The following is a 25,516-nucleotide window of genomic DNA, read 5'->3' on the forward strand; positions in this document are numbered from 1 at the left end:
TCTCCAGCAGGACCGGAGTTCCTCATGCCGTGCCGACAACCCGTTGGCGAGCAGGATGCAGGATGGAGGCAGATGGAGGCAGTCGGCCTGGTCGCCTGCTGGTCTTCGCCCTCTTGACCGCCCTCAGGCCCGGGCTGACCGTACCGCCATCAGGAGCCCGCTCGCCCAGGCCATGCGGACGGAGTGAAAGTCCTCTCGTGCCTCCAGGTCGGCCAGGAGGCGCTTGACCGCGGCTTCGTGGTCCTCCGGCCAGTCGGGCTGCGGGGTGAGGTCGTCGATCAGGTACGTCCCGCCGAGGGCCACGAGTTGCAGGGCTCGTTCCAGGTGGCTGAACTTGCCGGGCCAGGTGTCCGCGAACACCAAGTCGAACGGTTCCCCGCCGTAGTTCCGCAGCCATGCGCCGCCGTCCTCGGCCACGAAGGTCACCCGTGGATCGGACCCCAACTCCTCGCGGGCGACCCTCTGGACGACCTCGTCGAGTTCGACCGTGACCAGATGAGAAGCGCGGTCCATCCCACTGAGAAGCCAGGCGGTACCCTCGCCCACGCCCGTGCCGAGTTCGAGGATGCGGCCACCGGGACAGGCGGCCGCGAGGACGGCCAGCAAGCTGCCGGTGCGCTCCTCGCAGGACCTGATGAAGCCCGCTGCGCGCGCGGCAGCACGCAGGGCCGGCAGAGAGACCGGGAATCGGCTCGGCATGTCGTCCATCCGGTGGATGATGCGGCCTCCGTGCCTGCCCCGCAACGACTTTCCCGCCTTTCAGCGGCTCCCCGGCCGGTCCCCGACAGCATGTTGCCCCAGGCCGCATCGTCGACTACGGGCCGCAAGCACAAGGCGGTCAACCCGAACAGGCCGAACAGGCCGACCACCACAGGAAGCACGGACCGCGGCGGCCAACTCCCCATCATGCGAAGCCGATCCGCAAGGAGCGGTCGAGCGCGGCATCGACAAGACCGATGGGCGGCTCGGCCCTGGCCGGCCGCCACGGCAAGGGCCCGCGCAGTTTCCGGGCCGCAGAGTTGCGAGCCTCCGCCATCCGGATCCGCAGCCTCGGGCCGGCATCATGCCGTCCTCTGCTCGCCGATCGCGTCGGCGAGGGGCGTGTTCGCTTGGCCGACCGCGGCATTCCGCGCACGGAGAATCGCCCAACCGACCAGCGCCGCAGCCATCACGGTGAGCACGAGACCAGCCACCGTGGCGGCTTCCTGGAATTCCGCGGACTGCTGCGTGCTCCAGTTCGCTGTGGCGATGTCGCCGGTGAAGAGGGTCGCGAGAATGGTGCCGGTGACGGCGATGCCGACGCCTGAGGTGACTTCGGTTGCGGTGTCGGTGAGCGCCGCGCCGATGGAGGTCCGGTCCTTGGGCAGGCCACCGAGCACGTTGACCGCGGCGACGACGCCGGCCACGCGCATCCCGGCGGCTACGAGGACGAGTGCGATCGCGACCCATACGTATCCGAATCGGCTCAGCAGACTGTAGAGGGCGAGCCCGAACACGACCGCTGCGGCACCGAGCCATGCGGCGCGGCCGATACCCACGCGTTCCACGAGCGGATTGATGAACGGGCCTGCCGCGAGGAGGACGACGACCTGCGGCAGCATGCCGATGGCGGCGAGCGCGGGCGTCCACCCCCAGTCGAGCTGCAGTTGCAGGGTCACCAGGTAGCCGAGACCAGCGGTCGCCAGCCCCGCGGCGGCCTTGTAGGCCAGGCCGCTGGAAACGAGCGGGCGAGCGACGAGCTTCGGGTCGAGAAGCGGATAGCGGATCGAACGCTCACGGACGAAGAAGGAAATCGCCCCCGCGACGGCCACAGCGGTGGCCGTCCAGGGCGCCCACGAGCCGATGCCTTCGTTCACGAACAGTGTGGGCGCGACGAGCGCGAGCACGATCGCCGCCGTGCTCAGCACCGCTCCGAGGACATCCACCGGGTCGCGGTGGAGGTCAGCCGCCTCGTCCGCGGCTACACCGACCCGCACACCGATCACCGCGAGCACGGCGATCGGCACGTTCACCAGCAGCAGGACCTGCCAGGGAGCGATGGCGAGCACGAAGCCTCCCAACGTCGGGCCGATCGCGAGCCCGACGAGACCGACGGTCGAGATGAGCGTTATCGCACGGACGCGCAGGCTCTCCTCCTCGAACAGCCGGAAGGCCAGCGCCATCGACCCTGGAGTCGTCATCGCCGCCGCGACACCCATCACTGCCCGGACGACGATCAGTTGCTCCGCATTGGTGACGAAAGCGGTCGCCAGGCTCGCGACACCCAGCAGCACCAGCCCGACCAGCATGATCCGTCGCCGGCCGAACCGGTCGGCCACCGCGCCGAACACCAGCATCAGACCGCCGAACACGACTCCGTACGCGCCCGTCACCCATTGCAGCGCGATCGTCGAAGCACGCAACTCGCGTCCGATCGTGGGCAATGCGACGTTCAAGATCGAGTTGTCCAGCATCTCGAACAGAAACACTGCCGACAGCCCGGCCAAGGCCACCCAGGCCTCGCGCAACGACCGGGGCACAGGAGAGGGATCCGCCACAGCGAGTGCGGGTCCGGTTTCGTTGGGAGTGCTCACGAGCAGCCACCTAAGATAGAGAGGTCTGTCTTACGGCTGCCAGAGTAGGGCGCTAGAATAAGATAGGCAAATCTTTCCAAGGAGGTTACGGATGCCCGAGCGGCGCCGCGGAGCGGCACTGGAGAAGGCGCTCCTGGATGCGGCCTGGGAAGAACTCACGGACAGCGGCTACGCCAGGTTCACCATGGACGCCGTCGTTCGGCGCGCGGGCACCAGCCCTCCCGTCCTCTACCGCCGCTGGTCCGACCGTGACGAACTCGTCCGGGCAGTCGTCGTCCACATTCTGGAGAAGTACCGCCTCGGCATTCCCGACACGGGAAGCCTCCGGGAGGACGTCCTCACCCTCATGCGGGAGATCAACGCGACCCGTGTCCAGCTCATCACCGTCATGAGCGTGCACCTGGCCGGCTACTACCAGGAGACCGGCGTCAGCCCCGGCGAGCTCCTCGCGAAGGGGCGCGCGAAAAGCGTCGACGTACTGTTCGACCGGGCCATCGACCGCGGCGAGATCAAACCGGGACGCCTCACCGAACGCATCAAGTCCCTCCCCTTCGACTTGCTGCGCCACGAAATCCTTACGACCTTCGCCCCCGTACCCGACCATGTCCTCGAAGAGATCGTCGACACGATCTTCCTCCCCCTGGTGCACTGACCCCAGCGGCAGCCAGAAGCTGGTCGAGGCGGTCCGACCCGGACAGTGGCGCTGTCGAAGATGACTCCGACGGGCTCCACCGGGCTGTCGGGCGGGCGAGTTCCCCCGGCAACCGCACGATCCGTGTGGTGCCTTGTTCGGGATGTCCCACAGCCTCGACAGCACCGGTGCCGGAAACGCGGCCGGCCGCCTTTTGATCTGGACCTGTGACTCGCCGTCGGCGGAAGGTCAGAGTCCTGGTCCGTAGCCAGGGTCCGGGTGCTGTCGAGGGGTCCACCACTCCATGAGTCCCCAGATGCCGAACACGAGCGCGACCAGAGCCGCGAGTACCGAGACCCACGGCCGGCAGGTCCAGCGCGTGGTCAGCGACCAGACCAGCAGCGGCACCAGAGCGCCGCCGAGCACGATGAGCGGAAGGTCGACGTAGAGCACCCGCAGGTTACGGGCATGGCCCTCGAACCCGCCGTCGATACTGAACGCCGCCCGCGGTGCCCACACGAGTGCCGCTGTCGTCGCGCCGAGTCCGGCAAGGAGGCAACCGGCGCCGCCGGTGGTTCTTGAAGTGGTGTCCATGTCCCGTCCAGTGGAATTCCGCCCCTGCCAGTGACGGACGCTGACGGCATGGTGCGTGGTTCCGCTCGGGTTCATGGACGGACACCCGGTCACGGCGGAGACATGGAAGGGAGGCCGGTCGGAACCAGTGGGAGGAGCCCGAGCGCGCCGCCGCCGACCGCGGGAACAAGGACGCGCAAGTCCCGCCGGGCGCAGTCTCGTTGAGTGTCCTTCCAGGTCCCGGGACTGCCCAGGGAATGTCAGTACCACCTGCGATGCTTCCGGAGCCACCCAGGAGGAGGAACCGTGAGCTTCGGCTACAAGACGTCATGGCTCGCTGTGCGCGACGCCGCACCGGAGGAGGTCGCCGACGCCCTCGGACTGCGGAACCGGCGGATCATGGACTGGACCGACGGCACCAACGCCGCCTACCGCCAGGGAGTCTTCGTGGCCAGGCCGGTCCCCGACTGGACGATCGCCCACGGCCGGATCCATCTGGCCCCCGGAACCGAGGCCACCGATCCACGCTTCCCCGCCTGGCTTCAGACGCTGAGTACGCAACTCGGGGATGTCCAGTTCTTCGCCACCGACCGCATCGGCGAGTACCACGCCTGGGCCAAGGCTGAATCCGGCGCGCTGACCCGCGCCTACTGCTACATCGGCATGAGTGGTGACGTTCCGCTGCACATCGGCGAACCCACCGACGTCGAGTTGGAACTGGGTGTCGGACAGCGCTGGCTCGAAGACGGATGGCAGGACTGGCGGGAATCCGAATTGGACGCCTGGTCCGCCGCCATGCCCAGCGAACACCATGTCATGCGAATCGCCCAGAATTGGGGTATCTGCCCCCTCGATATCCCGGACGACGCGGTCGACGTCCCAGGTATCCACGGCTTCCCGTCAGGCGTCGAGCCCAGCCACAAACCCTGACGTTCGATCGAGAAAGGCCCTCACCGCGTCGGCGCGCGGTCCGGCACGCGCCGCGGGTGGTCAGCGGTCCGGCAGAGCCTCAACAACTCGGGCAGGCCAACAGGTTGCGGCTGACGGCCCGCGAAGGCCCTGGCCTTCCAGATGTGAACCATGGTCAGGGCCGCCGGTGAAGTCTCGTCGACCGGTGAGATGGTTTCCGGGGATCTTCCGCTCCCACCACCGTGTCGGAGATCATCACCATATGAACTCTGAGCACGCGGCCTATGAAGCACGCTTCGGCTGGACCGCCCGAACGGTGCTGATGACCCTGATAGGCCTCGCCTTCTTCGGTTGCGCCTTCCTCCCGAACGCACCGCTCCTCATGGCCGTGTCGGTCGGCGCGTTCGGGCTCGTCGGCCTCCTGACGTTCAGCGTGGGTGCGCTCTCCCGCAAGGTCGCGCTCCGAGTCGACGAGAACGGCGTCACACTGGGGGGAAGCCCGCTTCCCGTCGGCTACAAGACGGACGTCGTGCCTTGGACGGACATCATCTCCGTCGTGCTGTGGACTCAACACGTAGGCCGGAAGAAGATGCCTTACATAGGACTTCAGCGGAAGCAGGGATCTCCGCAGCTTCCCGGCCAGCCGTACGGCCCTCATCGCCAACGGATGTACGAGACTTTGATTCCTCATGTATCACCCGAAATCGTCCATGCAAGCCGACCGGTCAACTTGTGGAACCTCGACCGCGCTCGCCTCGAATCCGCAGTGGAAACCTTCGCGCCACAGGTCGAAGTCGTCGACATCAGCCATAGATGAAGCCCGGCTGACCGCCCCGGTTCAGGGCGAGTTCTCACCGAGCCCTCGCGGGTGCCAGGGACGACGGAAGTCGACGACGCGTCTGCCGCTGCCAGAATCAGCGCATGCTGAGGATCGGATCCATCGTGATGGGTGTCTCGGATGTGCCGCGCGCTGCCGCGTTCTGGACGGAGGCTCTGGGTTACGTCCCGCGCGAGGAGATGGAAGACGACTGGGTGGTGCTGGTGCCGGCGGAGGGGTACGGGCCCCAACTGTCGCTCGGCCTCAGCGAGACGGTGGTCCAGACGTATCCGCGGGTCCATCTGGACCTCTACGCCGGGGACGCGGCAGACCAGGCGGCCGAGGTCGAGAGACTGGTGGCCCTGGGCGCCCAGCGCGTGGACTGGGATCTCTATCCCCACGACGCGGATTTCATCGTGCTCGCCGACCCCGAGGGCAATCGGTTCTGCGTCATCGACACCGGTCACGGTTGACGGACTGCCGGCAGCCGCAGACAACTCGCCGAGGGAGCCGTACGGGAGGACCGGCGGCGCCCTCGCGGCCATGCGCTGGGGGCTTCTGACCGTGATCTACAACGACGCGTGTGGGCCGCTCTCCTGAATGGCCCCAAGGTGTCCGCCCTCGGACGGTGGCTGAATGGTCCCAAGGTGCCCGCCCTCACGGCAGGAGGCGGGGCTGCCGTGCTCGGTACCTAGGCGCGCAGGCCGGCGCCGCGTGATCACCCCGCCGCACCGAACCAGGTCCGCAGCGGCTCGTCGAGGTCCTGGCTCGGAGCCGTCCAGCACACATGCCCGTCAAGCCTGACCAGCACCGCCTCCACGCCGTCCCACGGCAGCGCTCCCACCAGCACCGCCTTGATCCGGTCCCGGTAGGACAGAACCGGCGCGAGATACTTCTCGTCGGTCATCAGCAGCACTCCCTGGCCCGTGTGGAACAGGTCGCTCGCCCAGCCGTCCTCGACCTCGAGACTCGACCAGCTCGTACTCGTCGCCGTAGAACAGGCGGAAACGGCGGGCCACTTCCTCGGTCGTGACGTCGGCCAGCTCGATGTCCCCGCCGGAATACACGAACCGGGCCAGGCCCGGCTCGCCGATCGGTACGACGCTGGCGAAGCTCCCGTCCGGCCGACTCCTCCGGGCCTGGCCCATCGACGTCCATCCGGTCGGCGGCTGCGCCGTACCGGCGCCGAGCACGACACTCGTACTCGCGAAGCAGGTCCTCGATACGCCGGTTGGCGACGTCCCGCCGTCCGTCGAGACACTTCGCATAGCGGGTCAACAGGACCTCGACGCTGTTGCCGGCGCGCTCGGCCACCTCGGTAGGGTCGACGCCCGCGTTGAGCCACGTCGACAGCGCCGAGTGACGAAGATCGTACGGGCGACTCGCGAGCGGCGACATCGCGACAGCCGGTGGAAGGGCGCACGGGGTGGTCCGCGGACACGCTCACGGGCCGGACGGCCGCCGCCGCTGGTGCGCGGCGGCGGCCGTGGTCGCAAGGACGCGAGGCCCCCCCGGGCCATCGTGTTCTCACGCACTGCCCTCCGTGGCGGCGGGGTTGCGGGAGCACCCCGAGTGGAAAACGCCGGGAGGACGGAAGCTGGAGCCGCGTTCTCCGACGATGCGGCTCCGGCCGGCCTCGATTGCGACTCGGGGGCTGGGAGCCTGGGGAGGGGACTTGCCGGTTCCGTCGATACCCGAACCGAAGTCCCGCCTGCCCTGTTGGGAGCCTAGAGCAGTTGCAGGACGAGCGGAACAGGGCGTGACGTACGCGTTCTCGCCTCGCGGCGGCTTCGGCACCTGGCAGGCACGGCTGGCAGAGGGTGTGCGCACGCCCGGAGACCGCGTCGGTCACCCGCGGCGTCCGCGGTCCCGCCGGTCCTCGCGATTCCAGCGCGCTCGGTGCTGACGGCTGTAGCGGCGGTCCCAGCGGTCCTGACGGTCCCGGTAGTCCTGGTACTCAGCGAAGTCCGACCCGCCACCACGGCCGTAGCGGGTGGCTCCGAAGGCCAACACAGCCGCGGCGACCCACCAGATGGGGTTCAGGAAGCCGAAGCCGAACAGGACCACGATCAGGACGAGAAGCAGAACGAACACAGTGGTCCTCCCAGAGAGCGGAACACAGCATCGGTACCGGGGACTGGGGCCTTACCCACAGCGTAGTCCTGCCTGAAAACTGCCGATAGCGCGCGACACATCGTCTACTGCCGCACGTCGATGGCCACTTGACACCCGTCGAGGAAATACGGGCAGGGCTCGCGTACGATCCGCCGCCCCTGCCCCCGGCACAGCGACCCCGACGCGGCCTGGTGGAAGGAGCATGTACTGCCGCCGACCGAGCCGACGGACACCCTCACCGAGGGCGCCTCCACCCCAGCTGCCCCAGGCCTGCCCCTGGAACTCCCCTATACCGACGTCGTGTTGACACTGGAAGGCGCCGGGCGTTGACTGACAGCACGCGACGTAGGGGCATGCCAATCCGGATCATTCGGGCGACGCATTTCCTCCTTCCCGCTCCGCCCTGCCCCCGCGGAATCACGAGTCTTCCCGCGATCCGGAGGTCCGGCGATGCCGCGGATTCCTCTCCTTCCGCCGATCCGTACCGACCGCGGTCGCAGGTAGTCCACCTTCAACGACGAGGCCGACCATGAGTGTTGGACGAACCGTCAAGAACAGGTCGCAGGAAATCAAGGGCCGGATCACCGAAGCGTTGGGCCGGGCCACCCGCAACGGGAAACTGGAACGGCGGGGCAAGGTCGAACGGATCTCCGGCAATCTGAGGCAGGCGGGTGAGAAGGCGAGGCAGGCCTTCAAGCGGTGAACGCAAATACCGCGGGCGGTTCCCCCGTCGTACGAACACGGTCTCGTCGGCATCGACGCGGAATTCGCCAGGAGGACTGAGGGAATGGCAGCCGTGTTCATTGTCGTGATCACCACCTTGATCGTCCTCGCGACGACGGCCGTACTCGTGGGACGTGGACCGGTCCGGTACAGCGGCGGCCCGAGCCTGCGCTTCGGACCCTCGTACGACCCTGCCCTCACCCATGACGAAGACCCCGGCGTGGCTGATCCGAGACCCGGCCGGCATTGAAGCCGTACGGCTCCCTCCGAAAAGATCACCGATGCGCGTCCGACCGCCTCAGCCCAGGCGGCAGAGGCTCCGAAATCGGCCCATGGCGACCAAAGGCGCAGGTATGTCAACACGCATGTGTGCGTATCGACGTCATCCTGGACCGAAGGCGGTGATCGCCGTGGCCGCCACCGCCGCGTTCCGGGCGCCGCGAGGCCGGCCGGGAAGACGTCCCAAAGCCACAGACCGCAGTACCGTTGGTTTTGGGTTGGTTCACTCTCACGTGCAACCGCCCGGAAGGGCGGCTCCGGCGTGTTTGCGCCGGAGCCGTTGACTCATGCCTCGTGAGGATGCCGCGCCTGGAAGGGATGGGGCCACGGACGACATCCTGCCCGCCGAACAGGAGAAGGGGATCTTCCAGCACTACGGCATGACCTACCAGCCAGGTGTGAACGGCGAACGCCAACTCGCGCGACGCTGAGCGACGCTGAGCGACGGCACCCTGTCCCACCCGGACCGGTCCGATCCGATCCGATCCTTGCCAAAGAAGGCGTTCAGACGATGGTGCTCTTCCTTCTCCTCGTCCTCGCTGCCGTCATCCTGGGAATCATCGGCGTCACAGCGCAGGGCCTGGGATATCTGCTGGTCATCGGCGTCGTGCTTCTCATGGCCGATGCCGCCATCGCATACGCCCGATGGTCCCGGAGCACCAGGTGTCGCCCCCATCCGCCGGCGGCGGGCGACGGGCGACCGCGCGTCCGGCACACCGTGGAACCCGCACCACGGGAACCGTCTGCCGGACTCCGGCCAGGCGCGCACAGGCTCCTGCCGCTCTCCTGCACCTCCGGCCACGGGGCCCCTGATGATCCCACCCGAGACCGACGCCGTCTCCGGCCGCCCGGTTGATGACCACCGCCCCGGATCCGGGGGTGGGTGAACGGTGGGCTGCACAATGGGCGGTGTTCGGAACCGGTGCCTCGACAGGGCCCGTCCGACGTGCGTGGGAGTAACGTGGAGGCATCGAGAGTACTTCGCACACCGGCCACCATGCCCGTGTCGTTCTCGGCGAGTGACGACACCGGGCCGCCACGTCAAGCGGCGGCCGGGAGACAGGTGCCCGCGATGTCCGCGACCACCAACCACCCCCCGCTGCGGATCGCGCCCTTCAGGGCTCCGACCGCTCGTCTCGCACTGAAGACCGTCAGTACGTCCCGAGGCTCTCTCGACGGTGCCTGGTGGCCCCACTCCCGGGACCTGGCTCACGAACTCTCTGCTCTGGCCGACGTACTGGACCCACTGTCCGGACGGATCACCCGGATCGCCGTCAACCCGACGTACTGGCCGGCCATCCCGAGCAGCGTGCCCGTCAACGGTCATCTGGTGAAGCTCCGTTGGTTCACAACGGAGCTGGACCCCCACAAGATCCTGCTGCTCTCCCACACCACGGGCAGCTGGAACCTGCTGGTGGTACCGCCGGAGGCCGGGGCCGCGGCGGCCGGACGCCTGATGACCGCCGCGAGCGACGGCTCCGGCCCTCCGACGACCGCGAGCGCGCTCATCGCGGCGGAACACGCCCTCCATGGTGGTTCCGTGACTGACCGGGACCAGGATTCCGAGGAACCCTGGGAGGAGGGCGATGACGCCTCCTCCTGCCGGACAGCCGGCGCCCGAACCAGCCTCCTGATCACGGCGAACTGAGCATCATGGTCACCGCCGTCGCCTTCAGCTCCCTGCTGATCCTTACCGTTGTGGCCACCCGTGTGATCACTCGGCTCAGCGCACGGCGCGCGGAGAACAGCGATCTCCGCGCGTACGGCAGCCCACCGGCCGGGGGGAACATCCCGGAGGGGCCGAGCAGTAGCGGGACGCCGTCGCGGACTCCCATGTCGCGGCCTGCCACGGGGCTGCGGGGGCCGAACACCGCGACCGCCAGAGCTTTCTGAGCCGCTTCGAACAGCATGTGCAACGCCCGGCCTTCGACACGGTGGTCGCCGACAACGGGCGTCCTGGTCGGCCGCCCAGGGGTTCCGAATCGCCCGTACCGGGGACTGGTGGTCGAGCTTTCGAGCAGAGAGGCTCCCGCGTCGGTCCGGACACGGACGAGCAGCCCGTGTGGCGCGGGCGCCTGGAGCCGGGGCTGTCAGCAGTCGCCGACCGCCGCAGCCGCCATCAGCGGCTCAGCGTCCGCCGCGTCGACCTCCGGCGGCACGACCAGCAGGTCTCTACGGCCCCGGCCCTGGCTGAGCAGACTGATGGTGTGTCGCCCGTGCGGCCCGGCCGACCTGCGCAGCAGTACGACGTGGTTGGCGACGAGCATGCGTCCGGGCGACATCGGCCACATCGCCGTATGGACCGTCACGGCGACGATCTGTCCCCACAGACGGGGCAACGTGCCGATCAGAAGCGGGAGTTCGCCGAGGAGATCGCGTGAGCGTGGCCACCATGCCCCGTCGATACGCCGGGGCAGGGCACTGTGCGGCGCCAGCCGCACGCGGGCGAGAGGCAGGGAGGACAGGGGTTCGAGGACAGTGGCCATGGAAACTCCGGTCTGGGGGCACGTCTTCGGTGCACCGAGGCTCGCGCCGCGACCCGGCGGCGAGCGGGACGCCTCGGTCGAGCCGAGGGCCGGACAGGACTCCTTGAGCTCGTTGGCCTCGTTAGTCTCGGTGGCCTCGGTGGCCTCGGTGGCCTCGGTGCGAACCGTACGGCCGCGGACTGGGGCTGCCTTCGTACAGGGGCGGGCGGGCCCTCGATCGATGGCCCCGTTCCCGCTCTGCTCGTCGTCGACAAGGCGCGGGCGAAATATGCGCGCGGCAGACACTCCGCCTCGGAATGGGCGTCGGTTCCAGGGTCCGTGCGTCGGCCCGCACAGCGTGGCTGGAGCGGCCGGGTGACTCCGGCCGCCGCACAGCCGAGCGGAGGGCGGACGCTTACGGCCGTCATTAGGGCGGCACCTGCTCCGGGCGATGAGCCGCCCGGCGTCGTCCTGCGCCGGGGACGAGACCGGCCCGATCACCGGCGTACGACGTGCCCTCGGTTTCCCCACCGTACCCCGCCCGACGGAAAACGGGACTGCGGAGACCGCACGTCGTGCGGAACCGCCGCCCACGCCCCGCCCGTTGCGGCCTTCGCGATCCGCTCCGCCGATCCGAGACGGGCTCTCGACGCAGCCTTCGATGTCGTCGTCAACGGCGCGTCAACCGTGTCCGGGGCGGCCGGAGAAGCACAGCGCGACTGAGCCGCAGGTTGCTGCCGGCCGGGTCCTTCTCAAGCCTTCGTCACCCCTTTCGACCTGGACGTCCGGTGAAGCGGGCCGCGGCGATGTGACGCGACGGGCCCGGTTCGTCGAACGCGTCCGCGGAGCAAGGCACAAGCCTCCGGAGCCGGTCGGGGCCCGGAGGCTTCCTCGTCCCGCGCTCCGCCCATGGCCGCCTTGGCCGCTGCAGGAGGGCGGCGCAAACGTTCGTTGCCGAGACCGCGTCACCTGCCCGCGTGCCACCGCCGACGAAGCTGTAGGCGCTCGTTCCCCGGATCCGGCCCGCTCGGGACATGGGAGTCGCACCCGGACAGCTGGGGCGAGCGCGGCGGGCCGTGTCGGCGGACGTGCGCAGGGATCCCGGCGGCCGCGAGCTGCGCGGCACGGCGGGGTGACCGGCGTCCGGGTGACGCCGAGGCCCCAAGTGGAGCCCACGAGTGGTGGACGTCTCCCCGCCGACCCAGGCTGGCGGACGCAGTGCCCGCCCCGGCCATGCGGCGGCGGGTGGAACCACGCCCCGGCCGTCCCGGTCGAGACGGCCGGGGCCGTCAGAGAGACGGGATCACATGAGGGAACAGGACATCGGTCCATGTTGCCTGCCGTCCGTTCGCGGGAGTGGCAGGACCCTACGAAGGAGGGCGCACCACCGGTACACACGGCGACGTTCACGGAGCGCGCGCACCACGATGGCGCTCGTCGCAACCGCTCTGGTCTTCCTGGGAGCGGCCGGTACGGCACCGGCCGGTGCCGTGTCATCACCCGCCGGCGAGCCCCGGTCGAAACCCCCGGCGCGATTCGTGCCCGGTCCTTGCCCGAAGACGCCCGAGCCGGTCCCCGGGCGATGCGGGGTCCTTGAGGTGCCCGAGAACCGCGCCCACCCGGCAGGGCGGACCATCCGGCTGGCCGTCGCGATCATTCCGGCCGCGTCGGCGACACCGGCGAAGGACCCGGTGGTGTTCATGACCGGGGGTCCCGGAGGCGACGCGATCGAGGAGATTCCTTTCCTGATCGGCGCCGGTGTGAACCGGGACCGCGATCTCATCGTCATGGCCCAGCGCGGAACGCTGCATGCGCAGCCGAACCTCGCCTGCCCGGAGATCGACCGGTTCTACGCGGACGCCGTGGGGCTGCGCTACGACGCGCCGTCGACCGGACGTCTCCTGGTGCGCGCGACGAAGGAGTGCCGGGACCGTCTGACGGCCGGCGGAGTCGAGCTGAGTGCCTACAACACCACCGAGAACGCCGCCGACTTCGCCGATCTGCGCACGGCGCTGGGCATCCACCGGTGGGACGTCTACGGGTACTCCTACGGCACCGACCTGGCCCTCACCTTCCTGCGGCGGCACCCCCAGGGGATTCGTTCGGTGGCGATCGACTCCGTCGTACCTCCGCAGATCGTGAGCCTGCCGTGGACCTGGGACAGCGCCCGGGAAGGGATCGGCGCGATCTTCGCGGCGTGCGCGGCCCAGCCTCGCTGCGAGAGCCGCTACCCCGATCTCCCGCGCACGCTGACCCGGCAGGTCCGGCGGCTGGAGGCGCACCCCCTGGCAGTGACAGCGCAGCCGCCGGGTGGCGGAGACCCGGTGAAGGTCGTCCTCGACGGGGGCGCGCTGGTGAATCTGCTGGTCGCCAACGCCGTCCCCGCCGTCGACGTCCCCGCGGCCCTCGACGAACTCGCCCACCGAAACCCCGAGCGCTTCGCGCAGGCCCGCGCCGCCGGGGCGAATCCCGTCATCGGCGAGTTCGCCCACGGCCTGACCCAGTCGGTGGCCTGCAGCGAGTGGGTGCCCGGCCATCCGAGGTCCGACCTGCTGAAGGCGGGGCGCAGGGCGTTCCCCGGATGGCCGGACTCGGTCCTGGCCCAGGCACCCCAACTTCCCTTCGAGCACGACGTCTGCCGGGTCTGGAACGTCCCGGACCGCACCCCCGTCCAGCGGATCGCGACCGTCAGCAACGTGCCGACGCTCATCCTCTCCGGGACCTTCGACGCGAAGACCGGAGCGCGCTGGGGGCCCTACACGGGCCGTACGCTGCCCCGCTCGACCGCCGTGCGGATTCCCGGCATCGGCCACTGGGTGGTCCCCCAGTCGCCCTGCGCGGCAAGCGTCCTGGCCTCCTTCCTCACCCGTCCGGTCTCGCCCGACACCGCCTGCGTGGCGGGACTCGCACCGAAACCGTTCACCATCACCCCCGCCCCGGAGAACTCATGATGTCCATCCGCCCGCCCCACCACCGGCGCACTCTGCGACGGTTCCCGGCCGCACTGGCCGGAGCGACGGCCGGTGTCCTCGCCTTCGGTCTCGCCGTGACACCCGCGCGAGCCGAGGGCAGCCCCGCAGCGCCGCTCGGCACGGTCGCCCGGACGGTGGGCGACGCCCGCTTCGTGCCGGGCGCCTGCCCGAGGACGGCGGACCCGATCCCCGCTCTCGAAGGGGCCCGGTGCGGAACGCTCACCGTGCCCGAGAACCGTTCCCGTCACAGGGGGCGGAAGATCACCCTCGGAGTCGCGATCGTGTCAGCGGCCGCGAGCGGACCGGCACGCGATCCGATCGTGTGGTTCGCCGGCGGGCCCGGCGACGACGCGGTCTCCGAGGCCCAGTTGGCGATCGACGGTGGCCTGAACCGCGACCGGGACGTGATCTTCATGTCCCAGCGCGGGACCTACTCGGCGGACCCGGTGCTCACCTGTCCCAACGTCGACGAGTTCAACGCACGCGCCGTCGGACTCGTCTACGGTGCGCCGTCCACCGGGCGCCTGCACGTCGAGGCGACGCGGGCCTGCCGCGACCGGTCGGCGAGCCGCGGCGACATCAGCGCCTACGACAGCACCGAGAGCGCCACCGACTACGCCGATCTGCGCGTCGCGCTGGGCATCAAGCGGTGGAACGTGTTCGGTATCTCCTACGGCACCGATCTGGCTCTCCAGTACATGCGTGACCATCCCAAGGGCATCCGGTCGGTCGGCATCGACGGCGTCCTGCCGCCCTCCCTGGCGGGCGGGGCAGTGACCTGGAGCGCCGCACGGCAGGGCTTCGACGGCCTGTTCAAGGCCTGCGCCGAACAGCCCGCCTGCAACAACCGCTATCCGCATCTGTCGGACACCTTCGAACGCCTCGTCCGCCGGCTCGAAGCCCGTCCGCTCACCACCACCGTCACGCTGCCGGGGCAAGCGGCGCCGGTGAAGGTCGTGCTGGACGGCGGGGTCCTGGTGAACTGGCTGACCTCCGCCACCCACGTGGCGGCCGGAGTGCCCCGGTCCATCGACGAACTGGCCCACGGCAACCCGCAGCGCATCGCCGAGCAGTGGGCGGGAGGCAAGCTCAGCCCCCAGGCCATGGGCAGGATCGCGCACGGGCTCGCCTATGGCGTCTTCTGCCGCGAGTGGACACCGTTCGAGAGCGAGGCCGACGTGATCCGGGGCGGCCGACGGGCGTTCCCCACGTTCCCCCTCTCGGTGCTCGCCAACGCTCCCCAACTCCCCTTCCTCCATGCGGACTGCCGCGCCTGGGACGTCCCGGCCGCGCCACGCTCGGTGCGCGCGGTGACGCGGAGCGACATCCCGACCCTCGTCATGTCAGGCGGGTTCGACGCCCAGACCGCGCCGAGCAACGGTGCGTACGTGGCTCGTACGCTGAGCCGGTCCACCACCGTCACGGTTCCCTACGTCGCCCATGTCGCCTTCGCCGAGTCCCCGTGTGCCCAGGCGATCACCATCTCGTTCTTCAACAGCCCGACCGCGCCGAACACGGGTTGCCTAGCAGGTCTGCAGCCGCCCGAGTTCGACACCGGATCGTAGGACCCGGGCTGCAGGAACCGGACCGTAGGAACCGGGCCGTAGGACTGGGGGCAGTCACCCGCCCCCACCGGTCAGGTGTCCCTCGGGACTGTGCCACATCGTCAAACCGCGCCCCGGCCCGTACTCTCCCGGGACAGTACGGGCCGGGGCGCGGGCGGTGAGGTGTCGGTGGCCCGCGGTGTCTCCCAGCGGGCCGCCAGTTCCGCGAAGGAGGCGGCCTCAGGTGCCGACGGCATGCCGGCCCGGCCTCGCCCCCTCGCCCGGCTCACCAGTTCCTGCGGGGTCAGCGCGGCGAGGCGTTCGGTGGTGTGGGCGAGCAGTCGGGCGGCCGTGGCGGTGAGGGCTTCCTCCCCCAACGGCCGCTCCGGGAGCCGCAGTTCCTCGGCGAGGAGGGCCCGCAGTGTGTCGACCAGGTCAGGGGCGCCGACTTCACGGACTGTCAGGGAGAGGTGGGCGGAGAGCCCTTCGTCCGCGGAGGCCCAGTGAGCGAAGCCCCGGGGCACGTACAGGACGTCACCGGTGTGCAGTGTGGTGCGCAGGATCTCGGCCGGACGGGGCCCGTCCTGCTCGGTGACCCGGCCCGCGTGCCAGTTCTCGTCCGTGGGACCTTCGTGAATGTGCCAGGTCTTGCTTCCGGCCACCTGGACGACCAGGACGTCGGCGTCGTCGCGGTGCAGGGGGAGCCCTTGACGCCCCGCCGGTGTGACGAAGAAGAACGCTTCGACATGCCGTCCGAGTTCCTCGGCCAGGGAGACGAGCAAGGTGCGGGTGGGGGCGTGCCACTGGTCGACACAGCGCAGGAGCAGGGTGGCGCCCTTGTCGAGCAGCTCCCGGATCTTGCGGGCATCGGCGAATCCGCCCGGTGTGCTGCGGGCGACGGTCCGGGCGGTGGTGAACTTCCTCGTCGGCAGTTTGTCGCCGTCCCACATCTCGACGTAGGGCTCCCGGAAGAATTCCGTGGATATGGCGGCGTCGAGGTCGTCCAGCGTGAAGGAGCTGTAGCCGCCGCCGGCCGGTTGAAATACGCCGGGGCGGCTGTTCCAGTAGGAGATGAGGAACTCATCGGGGTTTCCCACCCATTGGGCGAGCGTCGGCGCGTGCATGGCCGTCCCTTCTTCGGATATGCGCTCGGTCACGGTTTTCCATGCATTTCAGGGCACCCTGACGTATGCCGGGCCGCCGGGCTTTCGGGGTGTCATACGGGCAGGACGGCCTCGGGATACCGTTCCAGGGCGGCGTGGGCGAGTTCGAGCGGAACGGAAAGCGTGTCGACCATCAGAAATCCGCCCACGGGGCACCGTACGACCGTCATGTCGGCGTCCTGCTCGACGACGACGCCGGGTGCGCCCAGTGCCGGGCCGAGAGGGAAGCCGTAGTGCGTGACCGTCGTGGCGCCGTCCGCCGATCCGGCCGCTGTCCGCCGTGCTCGTTCCCGCTCGGCGGAGCCGGAGAGCTCCTGCGCCAACCGGCGTGAGGTCCCGGTTGCCAGGCCGGGCACGGCGTTCACCCGTTGCACCGCCTCGTGCGCCTCCGGTGCCAGCAGCCATCGCTCGGCCGCGTCGCGCAGCTCCGTCACGTCCTGCTCCGTCAGTGCGTCGACCAGGACCGCGACGTCGACCACGTCCCGCCCCCGCAGGGGCTGCTGGAACAGTTCCTCCGCGATGAGCAGCAAGTGGGCGACCGTCTCGTCAGCGGGCAGTTCCGCGCGCAGGGGCACGGTCGCGGAGTTTCCGACGAAGGGCGCGGTGAGGAACTCGGCCGCGTACACGTAGTCCAGGTCCGACTCCGGGGAAGGCCAGTTCAGGGCCACCGCCCAGTGGCGCCGACCACCGCTCACGATCATGCTGACGCGGGCCTCGTCCACCGGCCTGTCCCGCGAGACCGCGGCCACGGCCGCCCACAGCTCGGCCTCGTCCGGCATCAGCAGGTCCACGTCCCTGCTCGTGCGCAGCACGCCCGGCGGGTAATAGCGCTGCAGGGCCGCTCCCTTGAGGACTTCCGCGCGGCCCACCCCGCGCACGAGCGCGATGATCCGGTCGTGCTCGTCGCGTCGTGCCCGCTCCACGTCGAGCAGCACGTCGCCGAGCCGTCCGAGCCTGCGGCCCTCGGCGGCAGCGAGCGAGCACACGGCGCCGGTCAGGCGCTGGTCGCGCCGGGCGGCCCGCTCCAGGACCAGCCCCAGCCGCACGTCCGGGGCCACACCCATGACCTCCCGCACGGTCCGCAGCGACAGATCCATGGTGCACCTCCAGGGAAAGGGCCGGCCGGTGCGCCAGGGGAACGGGAATACCGTCGTACGCCTGCCGACGCACCCGTGGCACAGCGGAATTTCGAGCATCGTAGCTTCGCGGGGCGGCACCGGACCCGCGTGATGCGGATTCCGGAAAACATTCGGCTCCGGGCATGACACGGGTTCTTGAGGTGAGGGAAGCCGCGACGTGCGGATTACGGAAGCAGCTGTTGCCGGGGCAATGGGGCCCGCCTACAGTCCCTTTCGTTCGACCAACTCCCAACGAAGGAGAATCACATGATGAAGCACGCTTCCATCCTGCGTCCGCGTCTCGACAAGGTGAAGCCGCAGAGCCGCTGAACCAGTATCTGAAGTGGAATGCCGCCACCTTTCGTGTGGCGGCATTCGCTTATACGGATCATTGAGGGAGAGTGCTTTCCTTGTACGAATTCCGGACCATCGACGGGCCGCTTCCGGTCATGGCGGTCGTCGACGAGCGGCTGAGCACGACCACGGTCTGTCTGAGCTCGAAGTACGGTTCGCGGGACGATCCGTCGCGGGACTGCGGTCTCGCCCATGTCCTCGAACATGTGCTGATGTCCGCGCCCGTGGGCCCGGTGCCGTCGTTCAGCGAGTACGTCGAGCGGCTGGGCGGGCACGCCAACGCGGAGACCGGCCTGGACCGCATGCTCTTCTACGCGCAGGTGCACGCCGACGACGCCGAGGAGATCACCGGTCTGCTGCAGCACGCGGTGCTGGACCCCCGGTGGGACGAGAGGACGCTGCCCCAGGAAAAACGGGCGGTCTTCCAGGAGTTGGCGACCGCCGCCGCCGATCCGAGCGACGTGGTGCAGGACGCCTTCCTCGATCACCTGTTTCCCGGCCACCCGCTGGGCCGGCCCGTGGGCGGCACACGGGAGACGGTCGAACGCTTCGATGTCGCCGCGATGGCGGCGGGGCACGAGGAACGGCTGCTGACCGCCCCGTTGTCGCTGATCGTGGTCGGCCCGGCCGTCCCCGCCAGTGCGGACCCGCTCCTCGCCGGTGTCCCGGCAACGGCGCTGGCACGACTCGGCACCGCGGAGCGTGACCTGGCCTCTCTGCCCGCACCCGGTCCGGAGCAACCGGTGCGCTGGCCGGACGAGTTCGCCTGGGTCTGCGCGGGAGCGCGTTCGGTCGGCAACCACGATCCGCGCCGCCCCCACTTCAACGTCCTCGCCCAGTTGCTGGGTTCGAGTCCGTCGTCGGTGCTGTACCGGCGGCTGCGCGGCGAGGCCGGTCTCGCCTACGCGTTCCAGTCGTGGAACCGCGGCTACGGCGAGACGGGCGCCTGGCGGGTGCTGGCCGGCGTGGACGCCGGCAACGGCGACGCCGCACTTGCCGTGATCCGAAGGGCACTTGAGGAGATCGCCACGGACGGCCCCAAGCCGGACGACCTGGACTCCGCCCGGCGCCAGGCGCAGATGCGGATCTTCACCTCCGTCGACGCCCCGCTGGAATGCGCGCGTTTCCTGGCCCTGCGCAGCGGTGGCCCGGCCGACTGGTCACCCGCCGCCGAGGTGGCGAACATCGCCGCGGTGAGCGCCGCCGATCTCCGCGAGGCGGCCGCGCAGGTGCTGAACGGCTGGCGGGCCGTGGTCCGGCCGGAGGCACCGTGACGGCCACGCGGGAATACCTCCGCCAGGCGGCCTCGGCCGGACTGGCCGACGAGGCAGCCGGGTTCGGCTTCGTCGCCGACCGCTGCGACGACCCGTTCACCGGGCGCCGGCAGGTCCTGGTCGAGTACTGCGACCCAGGACTGCCCGCCTCCCCCGCCGCACTGGAGGCGTTGCGCACCGCACTGCGCGCCCGCGGTCACGAGGCCGACACCGTGCTGCTGCGGGTTGCCGGCGATCATCGGCTGCCCACGCCGTGGCGACCTCGGCTGACGTACGTACGCCACGACCGGAGCCCGGCCACCGGGGCGGGCAACACCCCCTCCCCCGCCGGCCTCACGGTACGACGGGCGACCCGCGCCGACGATCCACGCGTACGCGACTGGCTGGTGCAGGCGTTCCGTAACGCCTATCCCGGCCAGGAGATCCGGTCCGGGCACCCCGGTGTCGCGGGCATCATGGCCGCTCCGGGCCGGTTGTCGTTCATCGCCGAACTCCATGGCGAACCGATCGGACACGGCACCGTGCTGACCTCCGAGCAGGACAGCGTGACCGGCGAGGAGTTCGCCGAGCTGGTGGACACCCTGGTGGACGACGCGCAGAGCCGGCGGGCCGCCATCGCCGCGCTGGTGGCAGCCGCCGTAGAGGCCACCGAAGGACGCCCCTTGTGCGGCCATGTCGTACACCCGTATGAGCCGGAGGCGGCGCGCGGAGCGGACAGCGTGCTGCGCGCCCTCGTGGCCGGTGACTGGTCGGTCGACCACTGTTTCTGGGAGAGCCCGTGGTGAGCAATGCGGAACAGGGTCCGGTGCGCCAGGAAGCGCCGGAGTACGCCCCGGGCGGGAGCGCGGCGACGGACGCCATCGTCGTCGAGGACGTCGGGCGCGTCTACGTCGACCGGCGCAGCCGCCCCACCCGTGAGGTGACCGCGCTGAGCGGTGTGAGCCTGCGGGTGGCGCCCGGTGAGGTGCACGGCCTGCTGGGTCCGAACGGCGCGGGCAAGACGACGCTGTGCAAGATCCTGACGACGACCCTGGAGCCCACCACGGGTTCGGCACGGGTGCTGGGCCGGGACGTGACCGGGCAGTCGCGGGCCGTCCGGCGGTCGATCGGCCTGGTCTTCGGTGGTGACCGCGGACTGTACGGGAGGCTGAGCGCCCGGGAGAACCTGTGGTTCTGGGGTGCGATGTACGGGCTGCGACGGTCCCGACTGCGGGCCCGTGCCGAGGTGTTGCTCGAACGCGTGGGCCTGGCGGATCGTGCCGACTCCCGGGTCGACACGTTCTCCCGCGGGATGAAGCAGCGGCTGCACCTGGCACGCGGGCTGGTCGGGGATCCGCGGGTGCTGATCCTCGACGAGCCCACGGTGGGCATGGACCCGGTGGCGGCGCTGGACTTCCGCGCGCTGATCGGAGAGCTGCGTCGCGAGGGCCGGACCGTCCTGCTGACCACGCACGACATGGCGGAGGCCGAGGCGGTCTGCGACCGGGTGTCGCTGATCGACCGGGGCCGGCTGATCATGACCGAGAGCACGGACGCCGTCGGCCGGCTGCTGTCGGGCTACGAGCGTGTGGTCGCCGACGACGTGCCCGCCGAACTGGCGCGGCGGGTCGAGGCGCTCGACGGCGTCGTTGCCGTGCGGCACGAGGCGGGCCGGGTCGAAGTGGAGACGGAGCAGCCGTCCGCCACCTCCGCGGTCCTCTCGGTCCTCGCCGGAGCGGGGGTGCACCGGGTCAGCACCGCGCGGCCGGACCTGGGCGAGGTGTACCTGCACCTGGTGGGCCGGCGGGGCATGGCGGTGACCTGATGTCACTGTTCCTGGTGTCCCTGCGCTTCCAGTTGCGCCTGGCTCCGCGCTCCCCCGGCACCTTGCAGGTATGGGCCACCGCGCCGCTGTTCACCGCGGTGTTCCTGTCGATCGCCGAGCACGCGGGGCGGACGGATCTCACGTCGTACGCGATCGTCGCACCGACTCTCATGGGGCAGTGGGCACTGGCCCTGGGCATCGCGGGCGAACTCATCACGGAGGAGCGCAGCCAGGGCACTCTGGAGGCGATGATCGCGACACCGTGCCGACTGTCGGTGGTCGTCGTGGGCCGGATCTGCGCGGTCAGTCTGCTCGGCATCACCGCCATGGCGGAGGCCTGGCTGGTCGCGGGCCTCGGCTTCGGCCGGTGGATCGCCGTACCGCACCCCTTCGTGCTGGGCGCCGCGCTGCTGGCGAACGCGGCGGCCATGGCCGGGACGGCGAGCATCCTGTCGTCGCTGTTCGTGCTGATGCCGTCCGCGCGCATCGTGCAGAACACGCTCAACTATCCGCTGTATCTGCTCAGCGGAGTCCTGGTGCCGCTGTCGACGCTGCCGGGATGGCTCAGGCCCTTCGGTCGTCTGGTGTTCCTGAGCTGGAGCGCCGACCTGTTCCGGGACGCGCTGGACGGCGCGGCGGTCTCCGGGCCGGCCGCGCGGATCGCCGTCGTCGCCCTGCTCGGGCTGTCCGGCTACGTCATCGGGGCGCTCCTGCTGGCCCGCGTACTGCGCCGGGTCCGTCGGCTCGGCACCCTCACGCACACTTGAGAGTAGATGTGTACCCATCCGCACTTCACCTCGTGCGCTACGGCTTCCTCAACGCCGTGGCCGACTTCAAGGCCACCTACACCTGGCGGAGCTGGCTGTTCGGCTGGCTGGGCAGGATGTTCGCCCAGGTGCTGTTCTTCACCGGTCTCGGCCGGGTTCTGGACCAGCCCGGTGCGGTCCGTTATCTGGCGCTCGGCAACGCGCTGATGACCTGTGTCGTCGACACCATGGCCGTGGTGGCGACGACGAGCGGGGAGCGCCGGGCCGGGACGCTCTCGCTGCTGGTGGCCAGTCCCGCCGATCCGGTGTGGGTGTTCGTCGGGCGCAGTCTGCACTGGCCGATCAGCGGCGTCGCCACCGCGTCGGCGGCCCTGTTCGGCCTCGGCCCGATCTTCGGGATCACCTGGAGCGCGTCGCAGGTTCCGCTGGTCGTGCTGCTGACCGCGCTCACCGCGCTGGGCACCTACTGCGTCGGCCTCTTCCTGGCCGTGGTGGTGGTCAACGTCCCGCGGCTGCGCAACGTGGTCTCCAACTGCGCCTATCTGGCGATGATGGCGTTCTGCGGCGTCCAGGTGCCGGTGGGCTTCTGGCCGCGGGGGATACAGGCGGTGGTCCAGGCGGTTCCGCTGACCCATACGCTGCGGGCGCTCAGGGCCGTCAGCGACAACCGTCCGGCGGCGGATGTGTTCGGCCCGGTCGTGCCCGCGCTGCTGACCGCCGGCCTCTGGCTGATCGCCGCGGTCGTCACGTTCCGCTGGCTGGTCGCGGTGCCCGCCCGGCGGGCGGGCACCCTGGACCTGTCCTACTGACGGCGGGGGTCCGAGACCGGCCCCCGCTCGCCGCCGGCACAGCCGCACGGTTCGTCCGCCACGGGCCGCCGGCCGAGCAGCCGGGCGGTGAGCACCGCGGTCGCCGCGTCGACCGTCGCGAAGTAGGCGTCCGCGCCGGCGCCGGGCGAGGGCTCCAGCCCCAGGTCGAGCACGGGGTAGGTGCGCCCGGTCCGCCCGCACGTCAGGTCACAGGTGCTCAGCGTGATCCGGACCGGTGCGGGAACGTCGGGGGCCGCCGCGCGCACGGAGCGGCACAGGGCCGCCCCGGCCCGCGCGAACTCGTCCCGGGTACGCGGCAGGACGCCGACGCGGCGCCAACCGGGCGTGAGGGACGCGGAGTCGTAGGCGTGCCCCTGGCAGCTGTCGTAGGTGGCGAGCCGCCAGTCGCCCGTGGTGAGCGCGTCCACCAGGGGCCAGACACCCTCCTCGATGGCTGCACGCCACTGGGGGTGGGCGGGGTCGACATCGTCCGCCTCGTGGATGCCCGGCAGCCCGACCGTGTTGATGTTGCCGTCCGCGCTGGTGCGGAGCCGGGCGGCGCGACGCGGCGCCCCGGGCGCGTTCCACCGGCCGAGGAATTCCGGGACGTCAGGCATGACATTCGGGAATCGCGGGCGGTGCGTGAGCGTGTGGCAGCGTGCGAACGGCCCGTTCACCCCCGCGGTGATTCCCTCTTCCGTGCTCGTCACAATTCCCTCCGGTTTCCGGATACTGGCACTGATCGGGCGATCCTAACGACACGTCGTGCCGCAGCGGCCCGATTCCGCTGACGGCGGGCCAGGAATGCGTATTCACGCAACACCGCCAGGTGGCCCTTCCATTCTTCCGTTCGCATTTCCGCAATTTCTTGGCCACGGGATACGTGCCTCGGTCATCCTGCAGAGACGTGCCGCATTCGCGGCGGATCGCAGAATCCTCTTCCTGCGCACTGGAAGGAGTCGGGGCCGTGGCTGAAAAGTACGACCTGGCCGTCGTCGGACTCGGTTACGCCGGGCTTCCGCTGGTCGTCGCGGCTGCCCGCAACGGCATGCGGGTCGCCGGCTTCGATGTCGACGCCGCACGCATCAACTCCCTGGCCCGCGGGGTCAGTCACGTGGACGACATCTCGGACGAGGAGATCGCCGAGGCGCTGGCCTCGGGATTCGTCCCGGCGACCGACCCCGACGTCATCGCCGGGGCGAACGCCGTCACCATCTGCGTACCGACGCCGCTGCGGGACTCCGTACCCGACCTGACGGCCGTTCTGGACGCCGCTCGGCTGGTGGCGCCGCGTCTGCGCCCGGGAGCGCTCGTGGTGCTGGAGTCCACCACCTACCCGGGAACCACCACCGACGTCCTGATGCCCGTTCTCTCACAGGGCGTCAAAGCCGTCGGCGAGGACTTCCTGCTGGCCTTCTCACCCGAGCGGGTCGACCCGGGCAATCCCGCGTTCGGCCTGCACAACACACCGAAGGTCGTCGGGGGTGTCACCGCCCGGTGCACGGCCGCCGCCACCGCGCTGTACGAGCGCATGGTGCAGAAGGTGGTCACGGTGAGCACTCCGGCGGCCGCCGAACTCACCAAGCTGCTGGAGAACACCTATCGACAGGTCAACATCGCGCTGGTCAACGAGCTGGCCGTGTACTGCGACGGGCTCGGCGTGGACGTGTGGGAGGTGGTGGCCGCGGCCGGCACCAAGCCCTTCGGCTTCCAGACGTTCTCACCGGGCCCGGGGGTGGGCGGCCACTGCATTCCCGTCGACCCCGGCTATCTGGCCTTCAGCGGCCGGGTCTCCGGCCACCCGCTGAGACTTCCCGAAATGGCACAGGAGGTGAACGACCGGATGCCGGCCTACGTCGTCGACCGCATCGTCCGCCTCCTCAACGACCGCCGGCGCAGCGTCCGCGGCACGCGGGTGCTCCTGCTCGGGGCGACCTACAAGCCGGACATCGCGGACGGCCGCAACTCACCGGCGGTTCCCGTGGCCGAGCTGCTGCTGGACCTCGGCGCCCACGTACGGTTCCACGATCCCCACCTCAGCGCGCTGCGCCTGAACGGACACCTCGTCGCGGCGGCAGGTTCGCTGGAGGACGCGGTCGCGGAGGCCGATCTCGTCGTCCTGCTGCAGCCGCACCTCGACTACGACCTGGCCGCCATCGCCGACATCGCACCCCTGCTGTTCGACACCAGTGGCCGTACCGTCGGCGCGCACGTGGTGCATCTCTGACCCCCACACACGGAATCACACGGAATCACCCGGCCGGCATCCGAGCACGAAAAGGGATGCCCGCCGGGACATTCGCATTCCCAAGAACCGGCACTGCGAATAACTGCGGATATCGGAAATCAACGGTTCGGCATTTCATTGATCCAACCGTCGAGGCGCTGCTAATTTCTTTCCCGGGAATCAAATTTCCCCGTCTCCAGAGGAAGAGGTTCATCATGTCCGAGAAGAACGAGATCTCCTTCGACGCGTTCGTCGACGCCGTCAAGTCGTACGACTTGGAATCCGTCAGCGCCAAGGACACGGCTCACTCCTCCGCGGTCTCGGTGAAGCCGTGGGAGCACATCACCGAGCAGACCTCGGACGCCGTCTGACCTGCGTCACCAGAACCGGCGGGCGGCT

The 25,516-nt window shown here is 69.9% G+C and carries 25 protein-coding genes and 2 pseudogenes; 17 read left to right on the top strand and 10 right to left on the bottom strand.

The annotated features are described in order from the left end of the window. Positions 1-123: 123 nt before the first annotated feature. Together N4G66_RS21250 and N4G66_RS21255 are read right to left on the bottom strand one after the other, a co-directional pair. Positions 124-708, bottom strand: a complete 585-nt coding sequence (locus N4G66_RS21250; RefSeq protein ID WP_261705723.1) for an O-methyltransferase — start codon at positions 706-708, stop codon at positions 124-126. A gap of 353 nt (positions 709-1,061) precedes the next feature. After that, a complete protein-coding gene (locus N4G66_RS21255; protein WP_261705724.1) occupies positions 1,062-2,573 on the bottom strand; it encodes an MFS transporter in 1,512 nt (503 codons plus the stop codon). A gap of 91 nt (positions 2,574-2,664) precedes the next feature. Here N4G66_RS21255 and N4G66_RS21260 point away from each other — a divergent pair, with 91 nt between their 5' ends. Further along, positions 2,665-3,225: a TetR/AcrR family transcriptional regulator gene (locus N4G66_RS21260; RefSeq protein WP_261705725.1), complete on the top strand. Its 561-nt coding sequence runs from the start codon at positions 2,665-2,667 to the stop codon at positions 3,223-3,225. A gap of 228 nt (positions 3,226-3,453) precedes the next feature. Here N4G66_RS21260 and N4G66_RS21265 read toward each other — a convergent pair whose 3' ends face one another. Beyond that, positions 3,454-3,798, bottom strand: coding sequence for a hypothetical protein (locus N4G66_RS21265; RefSeq protein WP_261705726.1), 345 nt, complete (start codon positions 3,796-3,798; stop codon positions 3,454-3,456). A 285-nt stretch (positions 3,799-4,083) separates the two neighbouring features. Between N4G66_RS21265 and N4G66_RS21270 the strand changes: the two genes are divergently transcribed. The 3 genes from N4G66_RS21270 (at position 4,084) to N4G66_RS21280 (ending at position 5,976) form a co-directional block, all read left to right on the top strand. Next, positions 4,084-4,707: a hypothetical protein gene (locus tag N4G66_RS21270; RefSeq protein WP_261705727.1), complete on the top strand. Its 624-nt coding sequence runs from the start codon at positions 4,084-4,086 to the stop codon at positions 4,705-4,707. A 241-nt stretch (positions 4,708-4,948) separates the two neighbouring features. Beyond that, positions 4,949-5,503: a hypothetical protein gene (locus tag N4G66_RS21275; RefSeq protein ID WP_261705728.1), complete on the top strand. Its 555-nt coding sequence runs from the start codon at positions 4,949-4,951 to the stop codon at positions 5,501-5,503. A gap of 104 nt (positions 5,504-5,607) precedes the next feature. Next, positions 5,608-5,976: a VOC family protein gene (locus N4G66_RS21280; protein WP_261705729.1), complete on the top strand. Its 369-nt coding sequence runs from the start codon at positions 5,608-5,610 to the stop codon at positions 5,974-5,976. 245 nt (positions 5,977-6,221) lie between these two features. On the opposite strand, the gene N4G66_RS45930 is transcribed toward N4G66_RS21280, so the two are convergent. The 3 genes and pseudogenes from N4G66_RS45930 to N4G66_RS21295 all read right to left on the bottom strand — a co-directional run bounded on the left by N4G66_RS45930 (position 6,222) and on the right by N4G66_RS21295 (position 7,597). Continuing rightward, on the bottom strand, positions 6,222-6,764 hold the full coding sequence (locus N4G66_RS45930) for an aromatic-ring hydroxylase C-terminal domain-containing protein (RefSeq protein WP_391858846.1): 543 nt from the start codon (positions 6,762-6,764) through the stop codon (positions 6,222-6,224). After that, positions 6,701-6,922 (bottom strand): annotated as a pseudogene (locus tag N4G66_RS21290) (tyrosine-type recombinase/integrase); the annotation flags it as partial. The pseudogene N4G66_RS21290 and the gene N4G66_RS45930, both read right to left, overlap by 64 nt. Before the next feature lie 429 nt (positions 6,923-7,351). Beyond that, complete coding sequence (locus N4G66_RS21295; RefSeq protein WP_261705731.1) at positions 7,352-7,597, bottom strand: hypothetical protein; 246 nt, start codon at positions 7,595-7,597, stop codon at positions 7,352-7,354. A 550-nt stretch (positions 7,598-8,147) separates the two neighbouring features. Here N4G66_RS21295 and N4G66_RS21300 point away from each other — a divergent pair. The 4 genes and pseudogenes from N4G66_RS21300 to N4G66_RS21315 all read left to right on the top strand — a co-directional run bounded on the left by N4G66_RS21300 (position 8,148) and on the right by N4G66_RS21315 (position 10,268). Beyond that, positions 8,148-8,321, top strand: a complete 174-nt coding sequence (locus N4G66_RS21300) for a CsbD family protein (protein WP_261705732.1) — start codon at positions 8,148-8,150, stop codon at positions 8,319-8,321. Between the two features lie 84 nt (positions 8,322-8,405). Next, positions 8,406-8,591: a hypothetical protein gene (locus tag N4G66_RS21305; protein ID WP_261705733.1), complete on the top strand. Its 186-nt coding sequence runs from the start codon at positions 8,406-8,408 to the stop codon at positions 8,589-8,591. Between the two features lie 355 nt (positions 8,592-8,946). After that, positions 8,947-9,051 (top strand): annotated as a pseudogene (locus N4G66_RS21310) (PRC-barrel domain containing protein); the annotation flags it as partial. A 641-nt stretch (positions 9,052-9,692) separates the two neighbouring features. After that, a complete protein-coding gene (locus N4G66_RS21315) occupies positions 9,693-10,268 on the top strand; it encodes a DUF5994 family protein (RefSeq protein ID WP_315903667.1) in 576 nt (191 codons plus the stop codon). Positions 10,269-10,710: 442 nt separating this feature from the next. Here N4G66_RS21315 and N4G66_RS21320 read toward each other — a convergent pair whose 3' ends face one another. Then, entirely contained in the window at positions 10,711-11,106 is a 396-nt protein-coding gene (locus N4G66_RS21320; RefSeq protein WP_261705734.1) for a DUF5994 family protein, read from the bottom strand. Between the two features lie 1,577 nt (positions 11,107-12,683). Between N4G66_RS21320 and N4G66_RS21325 the strand changes: the two genes are divergently transcribed. Further along, entirely contained in the window at positions 12,684-14,036 is a 1,353-nt protein-coding gene (locus N4G66_RS21325; protein ID WP_261705735.1) for an alpha/beta hydrolase, read from the top strand. Beyond that, positions 14,036-15,622 (top strand): alpha/beta fold hydrolase, encoded by a 1,587-nt coding sequence (locus tag N4G66_RS21330; protein ID WP_391858848.1) that lies wholly within the window; start codon positions 14,036-14,038, stop codon positions 15,620-15,622. The genes N4G66_RS21325 and N4G66_RS21330 overlap by 1 nt, the downstream gene beginning before the upstream one ends. A gap of 101 nt (positions 15,623-15,723) precedes the next feature. Here the strand turns inward: N4G66_RS21330 and N4G66_RS21335 are convergent, their stop codons facing one another. Together N4G66_RS21335 and N4G66_RS21340 are read right to left on the bottom strand one after the other, a co-directional pair. Beyond that, positions 15,724-16,758 carry a cupin domain-containing protein gene (locus N4G66_RS21335; protein WP_261705737.1) on the bottom strand — a complete coding sequence of 345 codons (1,035 nt, stop codon included), beginning with the start codon at positions 16,756-16,758 and terminating at the stop codon, positions 15,724-15,726. Between the two features lie 59 nt (positions 16,759-16,817). Beyond that, on the bottom strand, positions 16,818-17,861 hold the full coding sequence (locus N4G66_RS21340; protein WP_261705738.1) for a nucleotidyltransferase family protein: 1,044 nt from the start codon (positions 17,859-17,861) through the stop codon (positions 16,818-16,820). Positions 17,862-18,292: 431 nt separating this feature from the next. On the opposite strand from N4G66_RS21340, the gene N4G66_RS21345 reads away from it, so the two are divergent. From N4G66_RS21345 to N4G66_RS21365, 5 genes are read left to right on the top strand one after another with little or no spacing between them, the layout of a single operon-like run. Beyond that, on the top strand, positions 18,293-19,510 hold the full coding sequence (locus tag N4G66_RS21345; protein ID WP_261705739.1) for a M16 family metallopeptidase: 1,218 nt from the start codon (positions 18,293-18,295) through the stop codon (positions 19,508-19,510). Beyond that, positions 19,507-20,295, top strand: coding sequence for a hypothetical protein (locus N4G66_RS21350; RefSeq protein ID WP_261705740.1), 789 nt, complete (start codon positions 19,507-19,509; stop codon positions 20,293-20,295). Before N4G66_RS21345 ends, N4G66_RS21350 begins: the two co-directional genes overlap by 4 nt. Further along, the gene (locus N4G66_RS21355; protein WP_261705741.1) at positions 20,292-21,314 is read left to right on the top strand and encodes an ABC transporter ATP-binding protein; all 1,023 of its coding nucleotides are present in this window, start codon (positions 20,292-20,294) and stop codon (positions 21,312-21,314) included. Before N4G66_RS21350 ends, N4G66_RS21355 begins: the two co-directional genes overlap by 4 nt. After that, complete coding sequence (locus N4G66_RS21360) at positions 21,314-22,081, top strand: ABC transporter permease (protein WP_261705742.1); 768 nt, start codon at positions 21,314-21,316, stop codon at positions 22,079-22,081. The genes N4G66_RS21355 and N4G66_RS21360 overlap by 1 nt, the downstream gene beginning before the upstream one ends. A 32-nt stretch (positions 22,082-22,113) precedes the next feature. Beyond that, positions 22,114-22,890: an ABC transporter permease gene (locus tag N4G66_RS21365; RefSeq protein WP_261705743.1), complete on the top strand. Its 777-nt coding sequence runs from the start codon at positions 22,114-22,116 to the stop codon at positions 22,888-22,890. On the opposite strand, the gene N4G66_RS21370 is transcribed toward N4G66_RS21365, so the two are convergent. After that, complete coding sequence (locus tag N4G66_RS21370; protein ID WP_261705744.1) at positions 22,884-23,507, bottom strand: hypothetical protein; 624 nt, start codon at positions 23,505-23,507, stop codon at positions 22,884-22,886. The genes N4G66_RS21365 and N4G66_RS21370 overlap by 7 nt on opposite strands. 350 nt (positions 23,508-23,857) lie before the next feature. On the opposite strand from N4G66_RS21370, the gene N4G66_RS21375 reads away from it, so the two are divergent. Together N4G66_RS21375 and N4G66_RS21380 are read left to right on the top strand one after the other, a co-directional pair. After that, on the top strand, positions 23,858-25,117 hold the full coding sequence (locus N4G66_RS21375) for a nucleotide sugar dehydrogenase (protein WP_261705745.1): 1,260 nt from the start codon (positions 23,858-23,860) through the stop codon (positions 25,115-25,117). A 215-nt stretch (positions 25,118-25,332) separates the two neighbouring features. Then, positions 25,333-25,488: a hypothetical protein gene (locus N4G66_RS21380; protein ID WP_261705746.1), complete on the top strand. Its 156-nt coding sequence runs from the start codon at positions 25,333-25,335 to the stop codon at positions 25,486-25,488. Positions 25,489-25,516: the final 28 nt, after the last annotated feature.

This window comes from Streptomyces rhizosphaerihabitans, from assembly GCF_025399795.1.
Taxonomy (GTDB): Bacteria; Actinomycetota; Actinomycetes; order Streptomycetales; family Streptomycetaceae; genus Streptomyces; species Streptomyces rhizosphaerihabitans.